General features: G+C 40.8%; 18 protein-coding genes. 12 read left to right on the top strand and 6 right to left on the bottom strand.

Features of this window, described 5'->3' with window-relative positions; all coding sequences use genetic code 11:
- Positions 1-47: 47 nt before the first annotated feature.
- The 11 genes from HMPREF9455_RS07400 (at position 48) to HMPREF9455_RS07350 (ending at position 9,364) form a co-directional block, all read left to right on the top strand.
- On the top strand, positions 48-1,010 hold the full coding sequence (locus HMPREF9455_RS07400) for an FAD:protein FMN transferase (RefSeq protein ID WP_044215695.1): 963 nt from the start codon (positions 48-50) through the stop codon (positions 1,008-1,010).
- 140 nt (positions 1,011-1,150) lie between these two features.
- The gene (gene tatA, locus HMPREF9455_RS07395) at positions 1,151-1,348 is read left to right on the top strand and encodes a twin-arginine translocase TatA/TatE family subunit (RefSeq protein WP_006799017.1); all 198 of its coding nucleotides are present in this window, start codon (positions 1,151-1,153) and stop codon (positions 1,346-1,348) included.
- 14 nt (positions 1,349-1,362) lie between these two features.
- Entirely contained in the window at positions 1,363-2,220 is an 858-nt protein-coding gene (gene tatC / locus HMPREF9455_RS07390; RefSeq protein ID WP_006799016.1) for a twin-arginine translocase subunit TatC, read from the top strand.
- A 278-nt stretch (positions 2,221-2,498) separates the two neighbouring features.
- The gene (locus HMPREF9455_RS07385) at positions 2,499-3,203 is read left to right on the top strand and encodes an RNA ligase family protein (protein WP_006799015.1); all 705 of its coding nucleotides are present in this window, start codon (positions 2,499-2,501) and stop codon (positions 3,201-3,203) included.
- A gap of 11 nt (positions 3,204-3,214) precedes the next feature.
- Complete coding sequence (locus HMPREF9455_RS07380) at positions 3,215-4,324, top strand: AAA family ATPase (RefSeq protein WP_006799014.1); 1,110 nt, start codon at positions 3,215-3,217, stop codon at positions 4,322-4,324.
- Positions 4,325-4,388: 64 nt separating this feature from the next.
- Complete coding sequence (locus tag HMPREF9455_RS07375; RefSeq protein ID WP_006799013.1) at positions 4,389-4,766, top strand: DUF4377 domain-containing protein; 378 nt, start codon at positions 4,389-4,391, stop codon at positions 4,764-4,766.
- 744 nt (positions 4,767-5,510) lie between these two features.
- Positions 5,511-6,191, top strand: a complete 681-nt coding sequence (locus tag HMPREF9455_RS07370) for a helix-turn-helix domain-containing protein (RefSeq protein ID WP_006799012.1) — start codon at positions 5,511-5,513, stop codon at positions 6,189-6,191.
- Positions 6,192-6,463: 272 nt separating this feature from the next.
- Complete coding sequence (locus tag HMPREF9455_RS07365; protein ID WP_044215755.1) at positions 6,464-7,294, top strand: ABC transporter ATP-binding protein; 831 nt, start codon at positions 6,464-6,466, stop codon at positions 7,292-7,294.
- A gap of 13 nt (positions 7,295-7,307) precedes the next feature.
- On the top strand, positions 7,308-8,150 hold the full coding sequence (locus HMPREF9455_RS07360; protein WP_006799010.1) for a hypothetical protein: 843 nt from the start codon (positions 7,308-7,310) through the stop codon (positions 8,148-8,150).
- A gap of 3 nt (positions 8,151-8,153) precedes the next feature.
- Positions 8,154-8,519, top strand: coding sequence for a GntR family transcriptional regulator (locus tag HMPREF9455_RS07355; protein ID WP_006799009.1), 366 nt, complete (start codon positions 8,154-8,156; stop codon positions 8,517-8,519).
- Positions 8,520-8,530: 11 nt separating this feature from the next.
- A complete protein-coding gene (locus HMPREF9455_RS07350; RefSeq protein WP_006799008.1) occupies positions 8,531-9,364 on the top strand; it encodes a hypothetical protein in 834 nt (277 codons plus the stop codon).
- A gap of 86 nt (positions 9,365-9,450) precedes the next feature.
- On the opposite strand, the gene HMPREF9455_RS07345 is transcribed toward HMPREF9455_RS07350, so the two are convergent.
- The 6 genes from HMPREF9455_RS07345 to HMPREF9455_RS07320 are packed head-to-tail and all read right to left on the bottom strand — an operon-like array spanning position 9,451 to position 19,097.
- On the bottom strand, positions 9,451-10,545 hold the full coding sequence (locus HMPREF9455_RS07345) for a LamG domain-containing protein (protein ID WP_006799007.1): 1,095 nt from the start codon (positions 10,543-10,545) through the stop codon (positions 9,451-9,453).
- Positions 10,546-10,564: 19 nt separating this feature from the next.
- A complete protein-coding gene (locus HMPREF9455_RS07340; RefSeq protein WP_006799006.1) occupies positions 10,565-12,001 on the bottom strand; it encodes a RagB/SusD family nutrient uptake outer membrane protein in 1,437 nt (478 codons plus the stop codon).
- A 12-nt stretch (positions 12,002-12,013) separates the two neighbouring features.
- Positions 12,014-15,025, bottom strand: coding sequence for a SusC/RagA family TonB-linked outer membrane protein (locus HMPREF9455_RS07335; RefSeq protein ID WP_006799005.1), 3,012 nt, complete (start codon positions 15,023-15,025; stop codon positions 12,014-12,016).
- Between the two features lie 31 nt (positions 15,026-15,056).
- On the bottom strand, positions 15,057-16,793 hold the full coding sequence (locus HMPREF9455_RS07330; protein WP_006799004.1) for a hypothetical protein: 1,737 nt from the start codon (positions 16,791-16,793) through the stop codon (positions 15,057-15,059).
- Positions 16,774-18,036, bottom strand: coding sequence for an MFS transporter (locus HMPREF9455_RS07325; protein WP_006799003.1), 1,263 nt, complete (start codon positions 18,034-18,036; stop codon positions 16,774-16,776). The genes HMPREF9455_RS07330 and HMPREF9455_RS07325 overlap by 20 nt, the downstream gene beginning before the upstream one ends.
- Before the next feature lie 17 nt (positions 18,037-18,053).
- A complete protein-coding gene (locus HMPREF9455_RS07320; RefSeq protein WP_006799002.1) occupies positions 18,054-19,097 on the bottom strand; it encodes a glycoside hydrolase family 130 protein in 1,044 nt (347 codons plus the stop codon).
- Positions 19,098-19,260: 163 nt separating this feature from the next.
- Here HMPREF9455_RS07320 and HMPREF9455_RS07315 point away from each other — a divergent pair, with 163 nt between their 5' ends.
- Positions 19,261-23,229, top strand: a complete 3,969-nt coding sequence (locus tag HMPREF9455_RS07315; protein WP_185095955.1) for a hybrid sensor histidine kinase/response regulator transcription factor — start codon at positions 19,261-19,263, stop codon at positions 23,227-23,229.
- Positions 23,230-23,231: the final 2 nt, after the last annotated feature.

The raw sequence follows: 23,231 nt of genomic DNA, 5'->3' as shown, positions 1-23,231 counted from the left end.
AAAATGAGCAGGAGACAAACAACTTCCTGCTCATTTTCCAAATAAGCATGAATGCAGTAATGGCCGACAACGGTACTTTCTACTATAGCATACAAGGAACTGCGGAAGGTACAAGTTACAATATTATCTATCAGGACGACGAAGACCGTGACTTTCAGCCCGGCATAGAGTCATTACTGGCCGGTTTTGAACGATCTATGTCTGTATATGATGATACATCCCTTATTTCGCGTATCAACAGGAATGATGATGTAGAAACAGACTACTATTTCGAGACCGTTTTTAGCAAAGCTAAAGAGATAAGCCTGCAAACGGAAGGTACATTTGATATTTCCGCCGAGCCATTATTCAGAGCCTGGGGTTTTAGTTCCCGCGAAAAAAACATACCCGATAGAGAAAAGGTAAATACCCTTAAAGAACATATCGGGATGGATAAGATAAAGATAGAAAATAAGCGTGTTATAAAATCGAATCCAAATATAGTACTAAATGCCAATGCCATAGCTAAAGGCTATTCGGCTGATATAGTTGCTGATTTTTTGGACAAACACGGATGCCTGAATTATCTGGTCGAAATAGGCGGAGAAATACGTCTTAAAGGAGAGAATACAGCCGGGGAAGCATGGAGGATCGGTATCGATCGTCCGGCAGAAGATAATCCTATACCGGGGCAGGATTTGCAGGTCATTCTGCAAATTACGGACAGGGGCGTGGCCACATCCGGTAATTACCGTCAGTTTTACATTCAGGACGGCCAAAAGATTACACATACGATAAATCCGGCAACAGGTTATCCGGTAACTCATAATTTATTGTCAACAACAGTTATAGCTAAAGATGCGATTACAGCAGATGCCTTTGCCACGGCATTCCTGGTAGTGGGTATCGAAAAAGCATTAGAGTGGGTGCAGAAATTTCCTGATATAGATGCTCTGTTTATCTGCGATGAGGAGGGAGAATATAAGGTGTATTATACTCCCGGAATAGAAGAAAATCTTATCCCGGCATAGGCCGGTATTGATTTGAAACAAAGAATAGTTAAAAAAGAAATAAATATCCATTTCATCCCGTCTACTAGACATTATTTGTGTTATTTTTACTGATGAATGGAATATAGCCATATTTACATTAATATTTAAACTTAGAAAACATGAAAACACTTTTGTTTTTAGGAAACCTGGGGACAGGGGAAATCATCATCATAGCCATAGTCGTACTATTACTTTTTGGTGGCCGTAAAATACCCGAACTAATGAAAGGCCTTGGTAAAGGAATTAAAAACTTCAAAGAAGGCGTAAAAGGCATTGAAGACGATATAGAAGGAAACGACACAACTAAAAAAGATTGAGATAGTACTTTTCTATGGAAGAGAACAATGAAGGAATGACCTTCTGGGATCATTTAGAGGAACTTCGATGGACTTTAATACGGTCTATCATCGCTTTATTTGTATTTGCAATACTTGGGTTTGCTATCATGCCGTACATATACGACACATGGATAATGGGGCCTACGCGTGCCGACTTTGTCTTGTATAAGTATCTGTGTTATGCGACATCGGCTGTACCTTTTCTGCCTGATTTCTGTGATGATACATTTCATATCAAGATTATAAATTATAATCTTACATCGCAATTTTTCCGGCACATGACCACTTCATTCTGGCTGGCACTGATACTTACATTCCCTTATCTGATATTTGAGATATGGCGTTTTGTCAGCCCTGCCTTATATTCTAATGAGAAGAAAAGTATCCGGTGGGTATTCCTGTTCGGAACTATTATGTTCTTCATCGGATGCTCAGTGGGCTACTTTCTGGTTTTCCCAATGACATTCCGCTTCTTATCTACTTATCAGCTGAGTGAGATGATAGAGAATACTATCTCGCTCGACTCGTATATGGATAACTTCCTGATGCTGATATTTATTATGGGGATTGTCTTTGAGTTACCGCTTGTATCGTGGTTATTGTCTCAGTTGGGATTATTGAACAGATCGTTCTTTAAGAAGTTCAGGCGTCATGCTATAGTAGGTCTCTTGGTATTGTCTGCTGTTATTACACCTTCGGGCGATCCGTTTACATTATCGGTAGTCTTTATACCGCTTTACCTGCTGTTCGAGTTGAGCCGTTTTATGGTAAAACCGGCACCTAAAGAGACAGACGAGGACGAGGATGATGAAGAGGAGGAAGAAGAGGATTCTCCGCAGTTATCGGTATAGAATAATAAATACAATCTGACATAGCTAAGCGCATACCTGAAATTCAGGTATGCGCTTTTTATTTTTCATTGACTGTATTATGTGCCGGAATGCTGAAATTTGGCTGTCTTGATAAATGTTACTACCTTTGTACAAATTATTTATAACTATTTCATACGGAATGTCATGTAATTGTTTAGCATACATAGCGGGAGTCTTCCCGCATCTTTCAAGGCTGTAAAGTGAATTTACGGGCCTTGTTTGCTATTGTATTCTAAAAACTTAAAAACAATTACATTATGTTATCACAAAAATATGGTCGTACATATCATTTTCCGTTTTCACCCGGAACTACCAGCGACGACCGGATAAACCATACATACCGGGATGATATCCAACAGATAGAAGTCCTTGTGCATACAGAGAAACTGGATGGAGAGAATAACTGTCTCAACCGGTTTGGAGTCTTTGCCCGTTCACATGCAGCACCTACCACTTCTCCCTGGACAAACCAGTTACGCGGACGTTGGGAACTAATGAAGCGAGACTTGGGGGATATAGAACTGTTTGGCGAAAACCTGTATGCAATACACTCTATCGAATACAAGCGGATAGAATCTTATTACTACGTGTTTGCAGTGCGATGCCTCGACAAATGGCTGTCGTGGGAAGAAGTGAAATTCTATGCTGCGATATTCGATTTCCCTACTGTTCCAGAATTGGATATTCAGCAGGTAAAGGGCTTACCTGACGATAGACTCGAACGGCAGATACTGACATGGGCACAGCAACCGAGTGTATTCGGTTCCACCGATACACAAACCGGCGAAGATTGTACACGTGAAGGAATTGTCACCCGTAATGCAGGAGAATATCTTATCGGCGACTTCTCTCACAATGTATTCAAATATGTCCGTAAAGGACATGTAAAAACCGGAGAACACTGGACCCGTAACTGGAAACGTGCACGTTTAGTTTGGGAAAGGCAAGTAATTAACGAATAAAATATATGATTATGATTTGGAAATTAACACAAAATAAAGACTGGCAATCGCTCGAAAAACAGTTTTCGTGGGTTGCTGATATGAAAAATGTAATACAGCATAAAAATCATCATGTCGAGGGTAATGTAGCCATCCATACACAAATGGTACTTGATGAATTGACTAAGATGCCCCGGTATGAAACATTATCTGAACAGGAGCAGGAAATATTATGGGCGGCAGCTCTCATGCACGATATTGAGAAACGCTCCACTTCGCAAGACGAGGGTAATGGAAATATCTCGGCCAACGGACATGCCCGCAGGGGAGAATACACTGCACGGAATATCCTGTTCAGGGATATCCCTACACCCTTTGACATTCGTGAAAAAGTAGTTTCCCTTGTTCGTTTTCATGGTTTGCCTCTGTGGCTGATGGAGAAATTGGAACCAGCCAAAAAGATTCATGCAGTATCGCTGAGGGCTAATACCCGCCAGCTAAAAATGCTGGCTGAGGCGGATGCCCGTGGTAGAATATGCGAGGATGGGGAAGCGTTGATAGAATCATTAGATTTATTTGAAATGTTTTGTAAAGACGAAGGTTGCTGGGACAAGGCTCTGGAGTTTCCGACGGCAAGTGCCCGGTACGAATACTTCAATACGATAGACGGTTATATCGGTTATGTACCTTACGATGATTTCAAGTGTGAAGTCACGATACTATCCGGATTGCCGGGAATGGGCAAGGACCATTATATACAATCGTTGAAACCGGATATCCCGGTCATCAGTCTCGATGCTATCCGCCGTAAGTACAAATACAGTCCAACAGACAGATCAGCAACCGGCCGTGTAGTGCAGGAAGCGAAAGAACAGGCACGTGTATATTTACGAAAAAAACAGGACTTCGTATGGAACGCTACTAATATCACACGCTTGATGCGTCAGCAACTTGTCGACCTGTTTACATTGTATGGTGCAAAGGTAAGAATAGTGTATGTGGAGAAACCATATGAAGTATGGCGAAGTCAAAACCGTAACCGCGAATTCCAGTTGCCTGAAAATGTACTGGACAAGATGTTGCTGAAACTCGAAATACCTCAGTTGATAGAAGCCCATGAGGTAGAGTATATGGTTGAATAATAAACCTTTTCAGTGGTATACATGTTTATAAATAAGGTATTAATATATTCAAAAATAATAGATTATGTATAAATTAATGGTAAGCCTGCTTGCAGTAGCTTTATTTTTAGGTTCCTGCGGTAGTTCAAAAAACACGGAAAAGTTGACTGTAGCATCCAAGCAGGGTGATTGTGTAGGAGTAGCACCAATGAAATGTCTTTTGGTAAAAAAAGACGGTCAGACAGACTGGGAGTTCTTTTATAGCAATATAGACGGTTTCGTTTATGAACCCGGATATGAATATGTATTGGAAGTAAAAGTCGAAAAAGTGGAGCATCCTGCAGCAGATCAGTCTTCGTTAAAATATACTTTGGTAAAGGAAGTTTCTAAAGAGGAGAAAACATCGGATAAGCTCCCTGATATGCCGACGGGAGATGATTTACAGCCCGAACCTGTGGAGTAAATCATATCTCTTATGATCATAGATAAAGGACGGTTTTATTTAACCGTCCTTTATTTTATTATTCAAGTGAATCAATAATTGGATATTAATGTTCTATTTTTTAATGCATAGAGACTATCTTAATTTAAATTAGAGGTTTTTAGCTCATTACTGCCGCGCCCTCCCGGGCTTGTCCTTCCTTTTGGCATTGCCCAAAAGGAAGCAAAAAGCTAGCGCTAAGTTCCTCGGCGACCCAAAACCGTTTTGACAGCTGAATCAAACAAACGGGCTATCGCCCCGTTTGATTCTACGCCGCCTGCAACGGATTGGGTACCCCGCCTGCGTCACTAATGCGCAAGGGCTGACGCACGCGGGGCTAAAGCCTGAAAAATCTCTGTCTTGCCGCCGCATCGCGATTCCGGCCTCATTCCGCAGGCGGGGTACCCAATCCGTAAAGCAGAGGTGTAGGGCAAAATAGGGTAGCTGCTATACACAGCTGATAATCCGGTAAAAGATGACTCCGTATTATTTTGCCCCACCGGAGCTGCGGTTTTGGGTCGCCGGAGGGATGCAGTCTTGATTTTTGTAACTTTTTATCAAGAAAAAGTTAAGAAAAACAAGCCGGATGGCGCGTTAGAAAAAATAGAATATTTAATCCCAACGACTAATCCATAAAACTTTATGTTAAAAAAGACAATCATTTTCATCTGCATTTATCTATACTGAAAAACAATTGATCATAAAAAACTATTAATCTTTAATCTTATGGCAAAGTATAACGAGGGTGTAGCAGAAACGATTGTTTCGCTGATAGAGGATGATTTTTGTTCTGTAGCGGAAATTTGCAGGGTTACGGGTATCAGCCGAAAGACTTTCTACTGCTGGAAAGAAACAGTTCCGGGTTTGGCAAAAGAGATATTCGACGCGGAATGCAGGCGCGAGGACAGGATCAGGCAAATGTTATATTCATCCCTTAAAAAGCGGCTGGACGGGTATATGATGGTAGAAGAAAAAGAAACATATCTGCCGGACGAACATGAACCGGAAAAACTGGTACTACAGTCGAAAGTTATCCGCAGGAAATCTTGCCTGCCCGACCTGAAAACAATTAAGCTGTTACTGGACAGGCAGGATAGAATTGCCGACACCCAACTAACTCAAAAGGAGATGGAAGGTATTTCAAGCAAAAAGGAGATAATTACCGTTGACGTAACTATTCCGGAGGATACGGAAGAAAATGAAATAGCAGAGTATGTTGAGGAAGTAGAGATTGTTCCGGCAGAGGAAAAAGAAAGCCCGGTTGATGATCCTGAAGAAGCTGAAGCAAAGATAATGCTTGACAGGCTGTACAGGGTCAAGGCTGAGCGGAAACGCACGATAAAAGCGAGTAATAACCATCCGGTATTCAGTCCGGCAGGAAAGAGAGGAAAGAAACGGAGAAAATAACGTTTAATCTTTCACTTTTTATTTTCCATTAATTCTGTTACTTGTGTCACCTTTTTTTAACAATAAATAAAGATTAGAGAATGAAATACAAAGTAAGTAATGAGAATCAGTAATTAATAAAAATTAGTGACGTATTTTTTATAGCTTGTATCTGTTTTTCCTGAAAAATATTTTTCAAAAAAATCGCCTTGATTATTGTATTTATAAAAATTATCAATACATTTGCGTATACTATTATACTATTACACTATTATATTTTTAATCTAATTAATATGATATCAATGCGTAACGTTACCTTCGGGTATAAGAAAAAGCTAATATTCGATGATTTTTCAATCTCTATAGAGAAGGGAAAAGTTTGCGGATTGTTAGGAAAGAACGGAGCGGGCAAATCGACTATGTTGTATTTGCTTACAGGCCTCTTAAGTCCTAAAAAGGGTAAGGTGGAATATAAAGGCGAGGATGTGGCAAGGCGTAAGCCTTCTACATTGCAGGATATGTTCATAGTGCCCGAAGAATTTGAATTACCTGGTATACCACTAAGAAAGTATGTAGAAATCAATCGTCCGTTCTATCCCGCTTTTAGTCAGGAACAACTGGATAAAAATCTGGAGTGCTTCGAGATGGAAGCCGATGTGCATCTGAACGAACTTTCTCTTGGTCAAAAGAAAAAGGTCTTTATGAGCTTTGCTTTGGCCGCAAATACTCCCCTATTGCTGATGGATGAGCCTACCAACGGACTTGATATACCCGGCAAAAGCCAGTTCCGCAAATTTATAGCTTCGGGGATGACCGATGAAAAAACGATCCTGATCTCGACTCATCAGGTACAGGATGTGGATAAGTTATTGGAACAGGTGATCATCCTCGACAATAATAAAGTGCTGATGAATGCTTCCGTATCAAGGATTTGTGAGAAACTGCGCTTTTTGGAAAGCTTTAGCGAAAAGGATGTGGAAAAAGCATTGTACGCTTCACCATCGATACAAGGATACAAGCTAATCCTTGAAAATGAAAACAATGAAGAAACTTCCCTGAATCTGGAAACATTGTTCAATGCAACGCTAAGCAATACGGAAAAGATAACAGCAATACTACAATAAAATCTGATAAATTATGAATAATACGTTTGATATAAACCGATTTGTCTTGCTGTTAAGGAAAGACATACAGGAAAACTGGAAAAAGTATCTTATCCGCATCCTTACAATTTATGGAGCACTCACTCTTGTTACTACATGGAATTCTTTTCTTTCATATTCCGAATTTGAACAGGGATTTGATCGTTTAAAATATCTGAATAGGGATTTGATCGTCTTCACGGCTTTCGTCTTCTTCATATTTGGGTGTATCAGCGCGTCCATGGCAATGGAACCTATTAATAGCAAAACAAAGCGGCTTGTATATTTGATGAATCCGTCATCGGCATTTGAAAAATACTTTTCCCGCTGGCTTATCATGACAATCGGTTACATGGTCGTTTTCTTTATCCTGTTTTGGTTGTCAGACGCCACACGGGTACTGATCTGCTCTATCCGCTTTCCTGATATAGATGTGCAATCTGTTCATTTTGACAGATTAATAGGAAACGATGATCATCGTTACGAATATGTTTTTGAGAGAGTATCACAATTTAAATTTTTTGTTGGCCTTTTCGTCTTCGCCCAGTCTCTGTTTATTCTGGGGTCGACATTCTGGCCGAAAAACTCGCTGGTAAAAACATTTTCGGCAGGCATCATCATCTTTATCACTTTTCTACTGGTGTGCTGGTGCGCAATCTCTCTTGTTTTTGAAAACGGTATGGACAGCTTTGGAAATGCGTTACAGCAAAGAACATTTGGAGTTGAAGATTCTACAATAGTGGGATATCTGACAATCCTATGTTTCATCTTCGCTGTGATAAACTGGATATTAGCATTTTTCAGATTCAGGGAATCTGAAGTAATTAAACGACTCTAGCTTATGAATTTTAAAGAAAATAAAGCAATCTATTTGCAGATAGCCGATCGCATCTGTGATGAGATATTACTGGACAAATATAAAGAAGAAGAAAGGGTTCCGTCTGTACGCGAATATGCAGCTATTGTGGAAGTCAATTTCAATACCGTCATGCGTACCTTCGACTACCTCCAATCGATGGAGATCATCTACAATAAGAGAGGGATCGGATATTTTGTGGCTCCGAAGGCCAAGGACCTGATACTCAGACTGCGTAAGAACACCTTTATGAAGGAAGAAGCCGAGGACTTTTTCAAACAAATATATACACTGGATATTCCAATAGAGGATATCGTGGAAATGTATAAAGAGTATATTAAGAAACAATAATAATAAATGATATGAGACTTACAACCAAAATAGTATTGGGTATTATAGCCGCAGCGTTCTTAATTGCCATAGGCTGTATATGCTATCTTTCGTTAAATTATGATGGTGGGAGAAAGACCGGGCTTATATTAAAGGAAGAAACTGCGGGCATAGATATATCCGGACAGAAAGTGATCGAGATATATGCAGATACAATACCTGCGAAAGATGGCCGGGGAGATAAGGATAAGTATTATGTTATCTTCGATGGACTCATCAATATACAACCCGTGACGAACGAAGGAGACAAAGGTAAACTGTATATACCGGAACAATTGAAAGAATACCTGGAGATATCCACAGTACATGATAAAACGATACTGCGCGTGAAGACGGCAGAATTATTGGCGAATCATTACAAAAACGGAATACCATCCCCGGCAGCAATAAGGGAACTAAACTTCACTGTATATGCAGATTCCTGTGTGGATATAAGAAGCAGGGTAGATGGGCTAAGAGCTAATGTGCAGGGATTGAAAGCCGGATCTATCAATATAGATATGCTGCGTGGAGATCTGAATATAGAGAATTGCGAAGCTGATATAATCACACCTGCAATAAGGGATTGGGGGAGCTTTGTAATGAAGAATTCCAAGACAAAGGTATTTAATGCCGATCTCGACTATCTGCAAAACTGGAAAATAGAACAATGTGATATAGATACTGAAAACCTGACAGGAAGCGGAAACCATAATGTAGAGGTACAGGCCAGCGAATGCAGGGTAATGAACTGGAATCCAAAGGATGAAAAGGCTTCCCTAAATGTATCATTAGGGTCTGATACGGCAAGAGTAGTATTTCCATAATGGAAGTAAAAGGAAGAGGTTACTATCGCATAGCCTCTTCCTTTATTATTTTGATCTATACTGAGACCGGTAAAAGTCAGCCTTTATTATTGTTTCAGTTTCTCTACTTCCTGATTGTAAAGCCACTGAACCTGTCCGCTCAATAATGCCGTATTATAGAATTTAATTTCATCCATCATCCCCTGGAAGTGATCCCATGATGTAGGTGTATCCCATCCTGACCAATCCCATGACGCTTTTGCCTCTGCGTAGGTCGTTGCCGCCCCAATCATCAGCGGCAGTTGAGTACCCAATGGAGAAACATACGGTGCAGACTGGCTGCCTACGAGATTCGGCTTACCGGTGCTGGTCCACTCTTTTGTCAGTAATCCGTTTATGTAGAATGACAATTTTGAACTTTCGAGGTCAAGTACAACTACAACATGCTTCCAACTGCCGGTAGAAACAGAAAGGTCCGCTTCATTATCCGCATCGGTAAAACCAGCCTGAGATTTGATGGTAAAGAATGCTTTACCTTGCTCCTGTATCTGGAATTTCCAATTGTTCCAATAGTTCATGGAAACCACATAATTACCACCTTTTATTACTTCGGGCTTCAACCATACGGCAATACTCAGCTTCTTGCCCAAGAAATCAGAAGGGTTGTAATTCTCTACTTCCAGATGTGCTCCACTCTTGAAATAAAGCGCTTTGTTTACTCCATCATCCACAAATTCCGGTAGTACAGATGTTGAGAAGATTTCAGAAGGTCCCGGTTTCAAAGTAGCAGTCAGGGCTTTTACCCCGTCACCAACGAGTGAGGTACCTGTTCCTTCATCAAAGCTCCATCCGGCTAACAGATTTTCTTCCGGAATACCTGTCATTCTGGAATTAAGGAAACGGGTAAAGGCCTCTCTGATATGGATGCTCATGTTAATAACTTCCTGTTGCGAAACATTTCCTTGCTCTACAATATCATTAACAATATCTACCTTGCTTTTGAAGTCATTAACAGTCTCGGTAGTAAACTTATCGGGTGTAGCTACAGAAATGGAATCATAGCATTCTTTCAATTCTTTCTTTAAATTAGTAGTATCTCCTGCCACAAATTCCTCCTTATCACTGTCACTACAACTGATAAATAGTGCAGAAGAAAGGATTAGGGCAAATATTAGTATACTAAATATCTTATTCTTTTTCATCGTCATTGTTTTTAGTTGATTAAATACCATTGTTTGAATCCAATTCATTCTGCGGTATAGGGAAATAATAGCGAGGCTCCTGCCATTTGAAATCAGAACCTAAAGCCTGAGTTGCCACGTCTTTTCCCCAACGCATCAGATCGAAGAAGCGATGGAATTCAAAACCAAGCTCGCGACGACGTTCCAGATAGATAACCGACCGCATCTGCTCCTGATTCACTGGTTTGGTATACGCAAGTCCGGCTCTGTCCCTTACCAGTTTAAGAGCTGCGGCAGCCTTATCCAGATCATTTGCCTCCGTATATGCTTCAGCTTTCATCAACAAGATATCGGCATAACGCAAGTAGATATATGGCAGTCCGCCATCACCCTTTGTTCCGGCCGGAACTTCTGCCAGCGGTTGATTGTGCTTTTTCACCAGATAACCGGTAATACTCCATGTGAGGTCAAACACATCGTCGTTCAACCACTCTTTACCCGAACGGCCGATTGATGCATCGAGGCGGGGATCGGTCTGTCCTGTCGTTGTTTGTTCGCTGAAACTCAGAACATAATTATTTGTCGGCGCATTGAAGTAATATCCTCCTTCTACAAGCGGTGCAAACCATTGATTCAGAGAATTACCCAGTCCGGGATTTTGATTGCTTTCGTGCAGGATTGAAAATATTGCCTCTCTGCTGTCTTCAGCTCCTAATTTGAACAAGTCTTCATAATTAGTTTCAAGTCCATAAAGCCCTAATGGCTCCAACTTGGTAGTAATAGTTATTATACAATCATCCCATTTCTTCTGATAAAGTTGCACTTTAGCCAGTAAACCATAAGCAGCGCCTTTGGTGATCCTCCCTTTGTCTGCAGTTTGCGTATAAGCCGGAGGTAATACTCCCGCGGCATCATTCAGGTCTTGTTCTATCCGGCTATATATCTGAGCAACTTCGCTCAAACCCATATTTACATTCGAAGTATTTACCGGCTCTATCCTTAAAGGTACTTTACCCCAGATATTTACCAAGTTAAAATAATAATATGCTCTGATAAACTTGGCCTGTGCAATCATCTGCTGCTTAACACCATCATCAACACCCGCACCATAGTTAGCATGTATTACATTGTTGGCGCGATTAATTCCTTCATAAGCAAACTTCCAGTATGAAAGCAGAATCCCGTTGTCCGATTTGATGTTAAAATCGTCAATCATACCTATCTCGGCCTGGTCGGATGCGCTTCCGCCTTTCACAGCATCATCGGATGCAACATCTCCGAATACCCAGATCATATTTGAAGAAGTGGTAAAGCTCAAGCTGTTATATACTCCGGTCAGTGCCAGATTCGCTTCCTCTTCGGTATTGTATATATTGTTGGATGTATATTCACCGTCCAGCTCTTCATTCAGAAAATCGTTACACGAACTGAAGGAGAATATTCCTAATATAGTTAGTATTGTTACTATTTTTTTCATTTCAGGTAATTTTTAAAAGGTTATGTTTACTCCTAATGTAAAGGATTTAGAAACAGGATAAGTACCCCAGTCTATACCATTGGCCATATCACCTTCTCCTGTCGAATTGGAACTTACTGTCATTTCGGGATCAAGTCCGCTATATCCGGTAAAGGTGAACAGATTGGTAGCACTTCCGAACGCTCTCAGACTGCTGATATATTTCGATTTGATAGGGAAAGTATATCCCAGCTGAATGTTCTTTAATCTCAAATATGAAGCGTCTTCCAGAAAACGGGTAGATGCTATCACATTATTTGACTTCGCACTCCACGACGGTCTCGGATATTCGTTAGAGGTACCCTCTCCTCTCCAATAATTATCATACATGTCTTTCGATACGGAGAAACCCCTGAAGAATCCTTCCGTTTCAGTAGCCATCTGGTTATATATATCGTGACCAAACGCTCCCTGAAAGAAGATGGACAAGTCCCAGTTCTTATAATTACCCTGAAGATTCAATCCGAGTGTTTGTTTCGGAATAGAAGAACCCACATGGCTCCTGTCTTTTTCATCAATTACACCATCGTTATTCAGGTCTTTATATTTAACATCCCCCGGTTTTACATTTGATCCCTGATATGCCGATTTCACTATTTCTTCTTCATTCTGGAATATTCCATCCATCTGATAAAGATAAAATGAACCGATAGAATATCCTTTCTCTATATATTTTGCAAAAACGCCATTATCCACACGGCCTGCCTGTATAGGAGCATCCAGTTCCAAGACTTCATTGTTCAGATAACCCCAGTTCAATGAAGCAGAAAAGCCCATATCCTTGTACTGCTTGCGAACGAACAGTTCCACATCAACCCCTTCATTCAATACTTTTCCTGCATTCACCCAATAAGGGGAAGCGTTGCCGATAGACGGAGGCAGTGGGGCACGTACAAGCATATCGCTCGATTTCTTATTATAATAATCTACGCTGAAGCCATATTCTCCTTTTGCGAAGGCCATATCCAATCCAAGGTTAAACTGGTTGCTGGTTTCCCATTTCAGTTTTTCATTACCCAATTGGCTTTGAATATATCCGACAGACGGATTTCCACCGAAAGGATAGTTTGAATATGGAGTATATTTGTCTGTATACGCATATAAAGCTATATTCTGATTACCTACAGCTCCCCATCCGGCACGTAGTTTCAAGAGATTGATAGCCTTAATGGATTTCATGAAATCCTCTTCGTGTATATCCCATCCCGCAGAAACTGAGTAAAATGTACCCCATCTGTTTCCTTCGGTAAAGCGTGAAGATCCATCCTGACGAATCAATGCCGACAAGTAGTATTTATAGTTATAATTATAATCGACCTTACCAAAGAATGAAAGTAAAGAATAAGCCCAGTCATTTGAATAGAAGGTATCACCATTTACAGAAGATGATGTATTTTTGTCCGTACCATTGTAGCGGATCGCTTCTGTACCTGCCATTGCATTCAATGTATGCACATCGTTGAATGTCTGAACTGTATTGAAGACAGAGTTTAGTGTCCATCCCAGACTTTCGTTATTCTGCCCTAATAGGGAACTTGGATTATTTATCCTGTCATTTGTTCCCCAAGTTTTGTTATTGATATTATAATCACTTTTCCTATAGTCGATCCCAAAATTGGTATTCCATACGATATTATATGGCAATTTAGCCTCTACATTGAACTTACCCAGAAAAGTATCTTCGTCTCTCACCCTATCCGTCATATTCGCCAGTCCTACGGGATTGTAACCGTCACCGAAAAAGCTGTTGTATTCAGCCTGTCCGAAATATTCGCTCGGTAAATCCACATAATTTCCGTTTGCATCATAAGTCGGAATTGCCGGATTACGCATATACGCATACCGTACAACACTACCGCCCTCATTGCTGCCGTAACCATCTCCGGAGCTTGGTACAACATGAGTCTTAGCCTTTCCTCCGTTTACATTCAGACCCAGTTTCAGCCAGTTTGCAGCTTTATAGTTTAGATTTACACGTCCTGAGAATTTCTCATAATCACTATTCTTGATAATACCTTCCTGATTGTAATAAGAAAAAGATGCGAGATAGTCGAACTTATCTTTACCTCCGCTTACAGATAATTCATGCACATTCAGTAGCGCAGTCCTGAAAATTTCATCCAAGTGATTTATGTTTGCAAAATCCTTAACCAGACCACCTTCTATCAATGTTCTTCCGTCATTTTTAGCCGCTACATTATAAATATCTATATATTCGTTCGTGTTTACCATCTTTGGAAGGCTTCCGTGAGTCTGCACTCCGAACTGGCCGTTATAAGCAACTTTCACCTTGCCATTCTGTCCTTTTTTAGTAGTGACCAACACAACCCCATTGTTTGCACGGGAACCATATATAGCAGCAGAAGATGCATCTTTCAGTACCGAAATATTCTCAATATCGGAAGGAACAATAGAGTTCAGCCCGTTTTCGGAAGGAATCCCGTCTATAATATATAGAGGATCATTAGAAGAGTTTATCGAGCCTGTACCACGTACACGCACTGTAACTCCGGCTCCCGGTGCTCCTGTAGCGGAAGTGACCTGTACCCCGGCAACACGTCCCTGAAGGGCTTCAGACACCCCCGGAGCCGGAACCTGCGTAAGTTCCTTCGAATTTACCTTAGTTACGGCACCCAATACTTCCCTTTTCTTCATCGAGGTATAGCCTACTACGACTACCTCATCCAGTTCTGTGTTAGGCACAAGCCTTACATTCATTTCAGTAGATTTGGATACTGTGATTTCCTGAGCGTTGAACCCGACATAGGAAACCGTGATTTTATCTCCCTTGATATTCAGGGTGAATTTGCCGTCAATATCGGTTACAGTACCATTAGGAGTACCTGTTTCTACCACTGTAACACCGATTAACGCCTCTCCTGTAGATGAATCTGTCACCACACCGGAGATTGTTTTTACTTCCTGTGCAAATATATTCGCAAAGACAGAAAGTAAAAGACAAGTGAAAAATAAACGTTTTAACATGGTTTTATTTATTATTGGTTTGTGAGATTTATTATTTGTATGCAATAGTGTATTTGCCGTCAGCAATCACCTTATTGTTATCTGTGGTCAGTTTTGTTCCGGCAGGAAGTTCTACTATAATACGCGCATCACCGGCAGGCATTTCGAAGACACCGTCAGACGATACATTTTTAGCTACATATTCTTTACTTACAATATCGAAGAGGTCTACAATTCCCTTTGTCGAATATTTCACTGATTTATTTTCCTTATGAGGATTATAATACAAATAAACAGGGTAGTGACGCTCTGCATAGAAATCCGTCGCATTACAGTTCAATTGAAGAATACCCTCAACATTTGTCCCTTTTATTATAGCTCCGAAAATACCCATCGGCGAGGAACTATATACACTGAACATACTTGCCGGAGGATTCCCTTTCGCCCATTTTGGTCCATCGCCCAGAGCGACCGGAGTCTTTCCTTTGAGTGAAGACTTGCCGTAATCATCTACACGGCGCAGTCCTTCGTAAGAAATATTGTCGTTCGTAATACTCTTCATTTCAGGGTCCCACTGATGTTCATCATCAATTTCCATCGGGAAGAACAGACGGCATGCATTTGCATTGTTGAGCATCCATTTTCCTATTGCCTTAGCGTATTTCGGTTCATACTTTACCATAGATACGAAAGGCCACGCCGGCTTTATACTATTCATCAGGAAGGCATAGCCTCCACCGTCGATAATACTGCCCTGGAGTCCGTTAACTTCATAATCACCCCATTTGCCGACAATAATTCCCCAGCCATTGCGTCCATCGGGATTCTTACAGCCATCGAAGGTCCAATCGAGTAACTTTTGCACATCGTAATTTGTACCCTCTGTGGCATTCAGATATGCAGCTGCATAAACTCCCAATGGTAACAGTATTTCATAAAAACGGCTTTCTTTCTGGGAGAGTAATGCTTCTGTTGCGCTCTTGGCATGGGCCAGATAACGGGGATCACCAAACTTATTATAGGCACAAAGCAATACATAAGCATGTCCGCCTGCCGCATCCTGTTGCAACGGTATATGGTTCACCATTCCCTGCATCCGTGCATAGTCGAAGTATGAATAATCGTAGTTCCCGGCCAAAACAGAGTCTGCTTTAACAAACTGCTCAGCAATAGAGCGTTGTATCTGCTCGGCTCCGTCTACATCTGGGAATACATCGCAAACTGCATAGTACAGCGCATTCGGAAACACATCGTACCACCAGTCGCGCCCATATCCGCCGCCAAGCATACCTACTTCGGGCGTTGTATTATTCATCACTATATTCCACCCGTTATCTTTGTTGAAATAGTTTTGAACCATTTTCACATAGTTATATCCATCCTGATTCGTTTTGTCTATCCCTACCAACCCCGCTCCTAAAAGCGCAGCCAATGAGTTCAGGCTCTCATGGAATTCTCCGTTATTGGCATTCTTGCCCTGACGGATATCTTTTACGGCTGTGTATAGTCCGAATGTAGGTTGCTCTATGTTCCTGCGGCTATCATCGAGCCAGATCATAGAACCGACTTCACTCTTATTGTTCCAGTCGAAAACGAAGCTGTCAAAAGATTTGGCCTTGGCTTCCCAATCCAGCATTTTATAAGAGCCGGGCATATCGGGCATAGAATCGACCCGTGCAATCGAGACCTGCTCCACTTTGCTCCCGTATGAAATGTCCTTTCCGGAGCAAGCCATAAATAGTAAGGAAATCAAACAGATTAAAGGCGTTTTAGTTTTGTTCATTTTCATTAATAGTATTCGTTTGTTTGATAATGTTCTTTGCTAAAGGATAAGCTATCAGCTGGATAGCTCCTACCAGAATAAGGGCGTACTTCAGAGCAAAATCTTCCGAAACTCCGAAAGCCAGTATAATAAACAGGATCAATCCGGCTGCACGTCCGATAAATAAGCCGAATTCGTGACTAAGGATATAAGTATACTCGTTGCGTTTCTCTATTTTTACAACGGCATCTATGGTCTGCATCATAATAGGGAAGTAAGCCAGATCGAATAACGGCTGGAAAATCACTTTACATAATACGAAAATAATCACTCCTGTCGCTGTAAACAAAATTCCATTGAATAAGGTTCCTGCAAAGAATATAATTAACCCCGCCACAAATATTTTCAGCCTGTCTTTAGGTTGGGCTATACGTCCCAGAACATAGACAAGAATCGCTGTTAATGCTCCGCTAACCCCCTGTATAAGCCCCAACGCCCCCTCGTCACCGACAAGTTTGAGCACCAGAATTGCCGGAGCTGTTACCAGAAAACCCTGAACCATGCCTTTCAAAGACGACAAAACTAACATCTTGCGCCAAAGAAGGCAAAAGCGGAAGTATATAAAATCTTTCTGTACCGGATTGGTAAATTTTCCTTTCCACAATACAATACACGCGATAACCGTCAATATGATGACACCGATAGTTACCAGCTGGTAAGCCAGATTTATATTCACCACCATGCCAAACAATTCTTTACCGTCTATCTGACTCAGGAAAGCTCCTATCACCAACGGAACACTAATGGAAGCAATGGAGAAGAAGAATGATTCGAGTCCGAAGAAATAATTTCGGTTACTATCGGTTGTATTATTCAATGCCAGCAGATACCTGTTTGTCCAGAAAAAACCTGAGGCGGCACCTATTGCAAAGCCTGCTACCCCCAGTTCCACAAAACCAAGTGATTTGACAGACATCATTGCAAACATTGATAATCCGCTGACCAAAATTCCCCCGGCATACAATGTCTTTACATTTACATAACGAAGCAGATATCCATTCAGGAATGAGGTTGCCACTATCCCTATATACATGAACAGTTGGTAGAACGCGACCGATATGGGGTCGCTGGTATTGCGCATAACATAGGCCCCCACAAATATTTCCACTACAGGGAGAACCAATGCATAGAGCATATTAGTCATCAGCAAGGTGCGCATATTCGGCTCTTGCTGTTTAAAGAACATATATTCTTTTTTCAGTTTATTCATTTCAGATTTTTAGCCTATTATTTTAATGTATTAAGGATTTTTGTTATCGAGAATTCGGCTCCGCAAATAACCTCATCACTTGCCCCGTAGTACATTCTGATTGTATCGCCATCTACCAGATGCCCGTTTGTAAATACCACATTACCGAAAAATCCGGTTTGCTCGTATGGCGCTATTGGCTCCATAATAGGCTCTGTACTGCGTGCCAGAACTTTAGACGGATCATTCAGGTCCAGCAAAAGAGCACCAAGGCAATAACGGTGATTGAAATCGGCCCCGTGATATATCTCCAGCCAGCCGGCCTTCGTTCTAATAGGCGCTGCTCCTGCCCCTACGCGGGCACAATCCCACATACCGTCACGTGTGGTCGCAATACATCTGTGGTTACCCCAATGGAGACGGTCCGGCGATTCGGCCAGCCAGATATAGTTTCCTCCCAGTTCGGGACTGCTTGGACGGTGCAACGCAAAATATTTTCCATTTATCTTTTCTTCAAACAATGCACAATCTTTGTTATGCGGAGGGAATATCATGCCATGACGTGTATAGTCCTTCCAGTTTCGGGTATGTATCAGCCCTACTCCCACCGCTACAGGCGACACTTCGGTAAAGGTCAGGAAGAAGCCGTCTTCTGTCGTAGCCACGCGGCAATCCTCAATACCAAACGATTCCAGTTCTCCTTCTCCAAAGATGGGAGGATATTCACTTTCCTCTTTGAAGTGAATCCCGTCTTGGCTGGAAACTAATCGAAGGTATGACATTGTTGTCAGGTAATTCTTACCTTCGTATCCTATCACGCGCGGGTCGGATGCATCCAGTTTAGGATCTTTAGCGTCAAAAGAAAGAACTTCTATTTTACCATCTTTGTTATATACCGGGAAGCTGATGATTCCTTCTTTTTGAGTGGGGCGCTCGGCCACACGTAGCAGCAGCCAGATTTTGCCATCAAATCTGAAAACACCCGGATTCAGGAGGCAGGTTATTTCCATACCTTCGATTCCCGGTTTCAGGTCTGAAGGTTTTAATAATGGGTTTTGAGAAAATCTTTTTGCTATATCCATATTTTTCATGATTAAAAATTAGTATCATTACAATTCCGAATTCGCAACAAATCTATAAACCCGCATCTGGAAAGAGGTATACTATATTCTCAAAAGGGTATACATATGCTATACAACATATTTCGTTTAAATTTGCGATTCGATATGCTGATATCTTTGTAATATGAATTCATTCAAAACCATATATTCTATTATCTCCGGTATTATATTCTGTTTCTTTATAATACCTATGATTACTTATTCCCAGAATACGGTTAAACAACTGTCCAATACCGACGGGCTGTCCAATAATTCTGTGAACTGTATTTTCGAGGATTCGGAACAAACAATATGGATAGGCACATGGGACGGCCTCAATTCGTATAACGGGAGAGATTTTAAAACCTACCGTTACAACCGGAATAACAAATCCTCGATAAGCAATAATGTAATCCGGCAAATTCTGGAGTCAGACCCAAACTATCTCTGGATAGCAACAGATTATGGCGTGAACAGGTGGAATAAACAGTCTCAGGGATTTACAAATTATTTTCTAGGGACAGAACATCAGATACCGAAGCAAGAGAGGTCTTTTCTCATTGGAATTACTTCCCGGAAAGATATCATATGTTATGTAAAGCAGCAAGGACTATTCCGTTTCGATACCGGGCAGCAGACGTTTATCCCGGTAAACCATTCCCTAATTGACGGTACTGTCAAAACCTTTGCGATTGATAGAAATGATAATATATATTTCTTATATGAAAACGGAAAACTGCATCAGTCTAAATTATTATATCAGGATAAAGAGATTACATTATCCCAACCCAGATACTTAGAGCAGGAAAAGCCTGTATCCAACATATTTATGCTACATAATAATATGCTGGTACTGAATTATCCGGGATATTTAAAAATAATAGATGACAAGAATCTTTATCCAAGTACCATTGACTTTGACAAGAACAAGACTATCTCTCAGGTTGTGTTTTATAAAGGTAACTTATTGATAAGCTATTACGAAGGAGGCTGTGAAACCTATAATCTGAATACGAAAGTATATCAGCCAATACAGAGTATTTCTCCCAGAATATCCATATTCTCGCTTTTTTCAGGCAGTCAGGATATACTTTGGATAGGAACGGACGGTCAGGGTATACTTAAGGCATATGAATATGACTCTCCGTTCAAAACAGTTTATACGAACCATCCGGTAAGAAGCTTTTGTCAGTATAACCGGAATGAAATATTAGTAGGAACGAAGGGAGACGGGATCAAAATGTTCGAAAAGGAAACAGGGAAATTATCCGACTTCTTAAATATCAGTTCGGGATTAATATCAAACTCTGTATATACGATAAGAAAGAACCAATCAGGAGATATATTCATCGGCACTGAAGGTGAAGGTATCAATATATTATCGAAAGATAAAGAGCTGCGCAGACTAAGTATTCCTGCTAAGTACCCTGTCTTTAGAGCAGTTTATAGCATCCATTTTACAAATAATGACTCGTTGTTATGGTTAGGGACATCCGGCTACGGGCTTATAAAAATAGCATTGACAAAAAGAGCAAACCAATATGAAGTGCTGGACATAGAACAATACACATCTGCCGACACACATAATTCACTCAATAACAATGTCATATACTCAATAACTTCGGGAGTGGATAAAAACCAGTTATGGCTGGGTACGCGTGGAGGAGGCATAAGTCGGTTTAATATAGAGGATAAATCATTTGAACGGATAGAAGATATAGACAATAATCTTTCCCTGACAAACAATGACGTTCTTTCCCTGACAAGAGATACTGAAAGTCTGTGGATTGGCACAAGCTATGGGCTTAACCGCCTCAGATTGAACAACAATCCATCAGGGATACAGGAATATACAGAAAGAGAAGGACTGGCCAACAATACGATACACGGTATTCTTGAAGATGGGACAGGCGATATATGGATCAGTACCAATCAGGGAATTTCCCATATTAATCTATCAGACCATAGTATTACAAACTATTCATCGAAGGACGGGCTTCAGAACGATGAATTCTCTGACGGAGCCTATTATAAGGATGAAGATAAGATTCTCTATTTCGGAGGAGTGAACGGATTCAATTATTTCAACCCGGAAAAGATACATCTGAGAGACTTTAACCCATCTATTGGCTTGAGTAATCTGAGGATATTCAATACCGCACAGAATATCAATGAACGCATAAATGATAATACACTAAAACTGGCATATGACGAAGCATATGTAACATTTTCATTCATTGCGCATGACTTCATCAATAACGAAAATTGTGAATACGACTATCGTTTGCTCAACTTTTCGGATGAATGGATAAACAATGGCAACAATCCCAACATTGTATTCACAAAATTACCTCCCGGAAAATACCAATTGGAAGTAAAAGTGACAAACGGCGACAGGGTATGGGGTGACAATATATATACTTTAAGTATAGATGTGGCATATCCGTGGTGGCTGAGTACTATGGCCTTTATTATATACATTATTTTGGCACTTATCATCATGTATATAGCATACTCAGTGATAAGAAACAGGATAAGACTCAACAGGCAATTACTGCTCGAACATATAGAAAAACAGAACCAGGAGAAGATGCACGAGTCGAAACTCAATTTCTTCACCAATGTTGCTCACGAATTCTTTACTCCGCTCACACTTATATACGGACCCGCGCAGCATTTGCTCGAGAAAGCGGACCTCGACGGCTACACAAAACGGTATATACAGATAATAAAAAACAATGCCGACAGGATGCAAAAACTGATCAACGAACTGATGGAGTTCCGGAAAGTAGAATCGGGACACACACCTCTGCATCCGGAAAGTATAGATATAAAACTTTTGATAGAATATATCACGGATAACTATACGGAAATAGCACAGGAAAACAAAATAGAATTCAGGGTGGAAACGGGTAGTATATCTACTATTATTACCGACCGTAATTCATTGGAAAAAATTATATTCAATCTTATTTCTAATGCTTTCAAATATACCCCGGCGAATGGCTTCATACTTATCAGCGTTACACAAAACAATAATCTGCATATAAGTATTAAGAATTCCGGAAAGGGACTAACAGACAGACAAATGTCCGAAGTGTTTAACCGCTTCAAAATCCTGGAAACATCCAAGTTACAGAACTCGACAAGTACAGGCATCGGACTAGGTCTGACAAAAAGCCTGACCGAAATGCTCGGCGGAGAAATCAGTGTATCAAGCAAACTGGGAGAATACGTCATGTTCGAAATAGATATTCCTCCGATGAAATCCAATCAGCTGATTTCAGCAATAGACAGCCAGGATGATGACCGGATAGCTATAAGTCCGCAAATCTATGATAAGAAAGATATTTCTATCTTGATTGTCGAAGACGAAAAAAATATACGGGAACTTCTTAAAGATATATTAAGCCCCTACTATAATATCAGTGAGGCCGGAGACGGGGAAGAGGCCGTATCGATGATAGAGCAGAATATGCCGGATATAATATTAAGTGACGTATTGATGCCGAATATGGATGGAATGGGGCTTATAGATAAACTCAAATCCGATCCGAAGACGGCGCATATACCAATTATAAATGTATCGGCGAAAAGCTCGGTGGAAGACCATATCAATGCATATCAACATGGAGCGGATCTGTATATTACAAAGCCTTTCCATCCACGTCATGTGTTGACTACCGTGCAAAACCTGGTAAATAAACGCTCCGTACTGAAAGATTTTTTCAATTCGAGCCTTTCGTCAATTACTGTAAAAGACGGCATAACAATTCATCAGGATGATGAACGGTTGTTGCAGGAGATAGTATCATTCATTGAGAAGAATATGGACGACGAATCATTAAACCCGAATGCAATAGCCGACGCTCTTGGGTTGAGTAAAGCAACATTGTACCGGAAATTAAAGAACATGGCAGATAAGACCCCCAGCGAATTTGTAAGAACAATCCGGCTCAATTACGCATCACAGCTTTTGATAACTACGAAGCTGACCGTATCTGAAATCATGTTCAAATCCGGATTTACCAACAAGTCTTATTTCTACAGGGAATTCTCGAAGCAATATGATATGTCGCCGAAAGAATACAGGCTATCCAAAACTAAAGAATAGCA

Source organism: Dysgonomonas gadei ATCC BAA-286, assembly GCF_000213555.1.
Taxonomy (GTDB): domain Bacteria; phylum Bacteroidota; class Bacteroidia; order Bacteroidales; family Dysgonomonadaceae; genus Dysgonomonas; species Dysgonomonas gadei.
Note: the sequence above shows the minus strand (reverse complement) of the source record. Positions and strands in the feature narration are given on the sequence as shown.

Coding starts and splice junctions, on each gene's coding strand:
- HMPREF9455_RS07355 (WP_006799009.1), top strand. CDS start 8,154: ATGAATTTTAAAGAAAATAAAGCAATCTATTTGCAGATAGCCGATCGC.
- HMPREF9455_RS07400 (WP_044215695.1), top strand. CDS start 48: ATGAATGCAGTAATGGCCGACAACGGTACTTTCTACTATAGCATACAA.
- HMPREF9455_RS07345 (WP_006799007.1), bottom strand. CDS start 10,545: ATGAAAAAGAATAAGATATTTAGTATACTAATATTTGCCCTAATCCTT.
- tatC (WP_006799016.1), top strand. CDS start 1,363: ATGGAAGAGAACAATGAAGGAATGACCTTCTGGGATCATTTAGAGGAA.
- HMPREF9455_RS07385 (WP_006799015.1), top strand. CDS start 2,499: ATGTTATCACAAAAATATGGTCGTACATATCATTTTCCGTTTTCACCC.
- HMPREF9455_RS07360 (WP_006799010.1), top strand. CDS start 7,308: ATGAATAATACGTTTGATATAAACCGATTTGTCTTGCTGTTAAGGAAA.
- HMPREF9455_RS07340 (WP_006799006.1), bottom strand. CDS start 12,001: ATGAAAAAAATAGTAACAATACTAACTATATTAGGAATATTCTCCTTC.
- HMPREF9455_RS07330 (WP_006799004.1), bottom strand. CDS start 16,793: ATGAAAATGAACAAAACTAAAACGCCTTTAATCTGTTTGATTTCCTTA.
- HMPREF9455_RS07375 (WP_006799013.1), top strand. CDS start 4,389: ATGTATAAATTAATGGTAAGCCTGCTTGCAGTAGCTTTATTTTTAGGT.
- tatA (WP_006799017.1), top strand. CDS start 1,151: ATGAAAACACTTTTGTTTTTAGGAAACCTGGGGACAGGGGAAATCATC.
- HMPREF9455_RS07370 (WP_006799012.1), top strand. CDS start 5,511: ATGGCAAAGTATAACGAGGGTGTAGCAGAAACGATTGTTTCGCTGATA.
- HMPREF9455_RS07380 (WP_006799014.1), top strand. CDS start 3,215: ATGATTTGGAAATTAACACAAAATAAAGACTGGCAATCGCTCGAAAAA.
- HMPREF9455_RS07335 (WP_006799005.1), bottom strand. CDS start 15,025: ATGTTAAAACGTTTATTTTTCACTTGTCTTTTACTTTCTGTCTTTGCG.
- HMPREF9455_RS07315 (WP_185095955.1), top strand. CDS start 19,261: ATGAATTCATTCAAAACCATATATTCTATTATCTCCGGTATTATATTC.
- HMPREF9455_RS07365 (WP_044215755.1), top strand. CDS start 6,464: ATGATATCAATGCGTAACGTTACCTTCGGGTATAAGAAAAAGCTAATA.
- HMPREF9455_RS07320 (WP_006799002.1), bottom strand. CDS start 19,097: ATGGATATAGCAAAAAGATTTTCTCAAAACCCATTATTAAAACCTTCA.
- HMPREF9455_RS07350 (WP_006799008.1), top strand. CDS start 8,531: ATGAGACTTACAACCAAAATAGTATTGGGTATTATAGCCGCAGCGTTC.
- HMPREF9455_RS07325 (WP_006799003.1), bottom strand. CDS start 18,036: ATGAATAAACTGAAAAAAGAATATATGTTCTTTAAACAGCAAGAGCCG.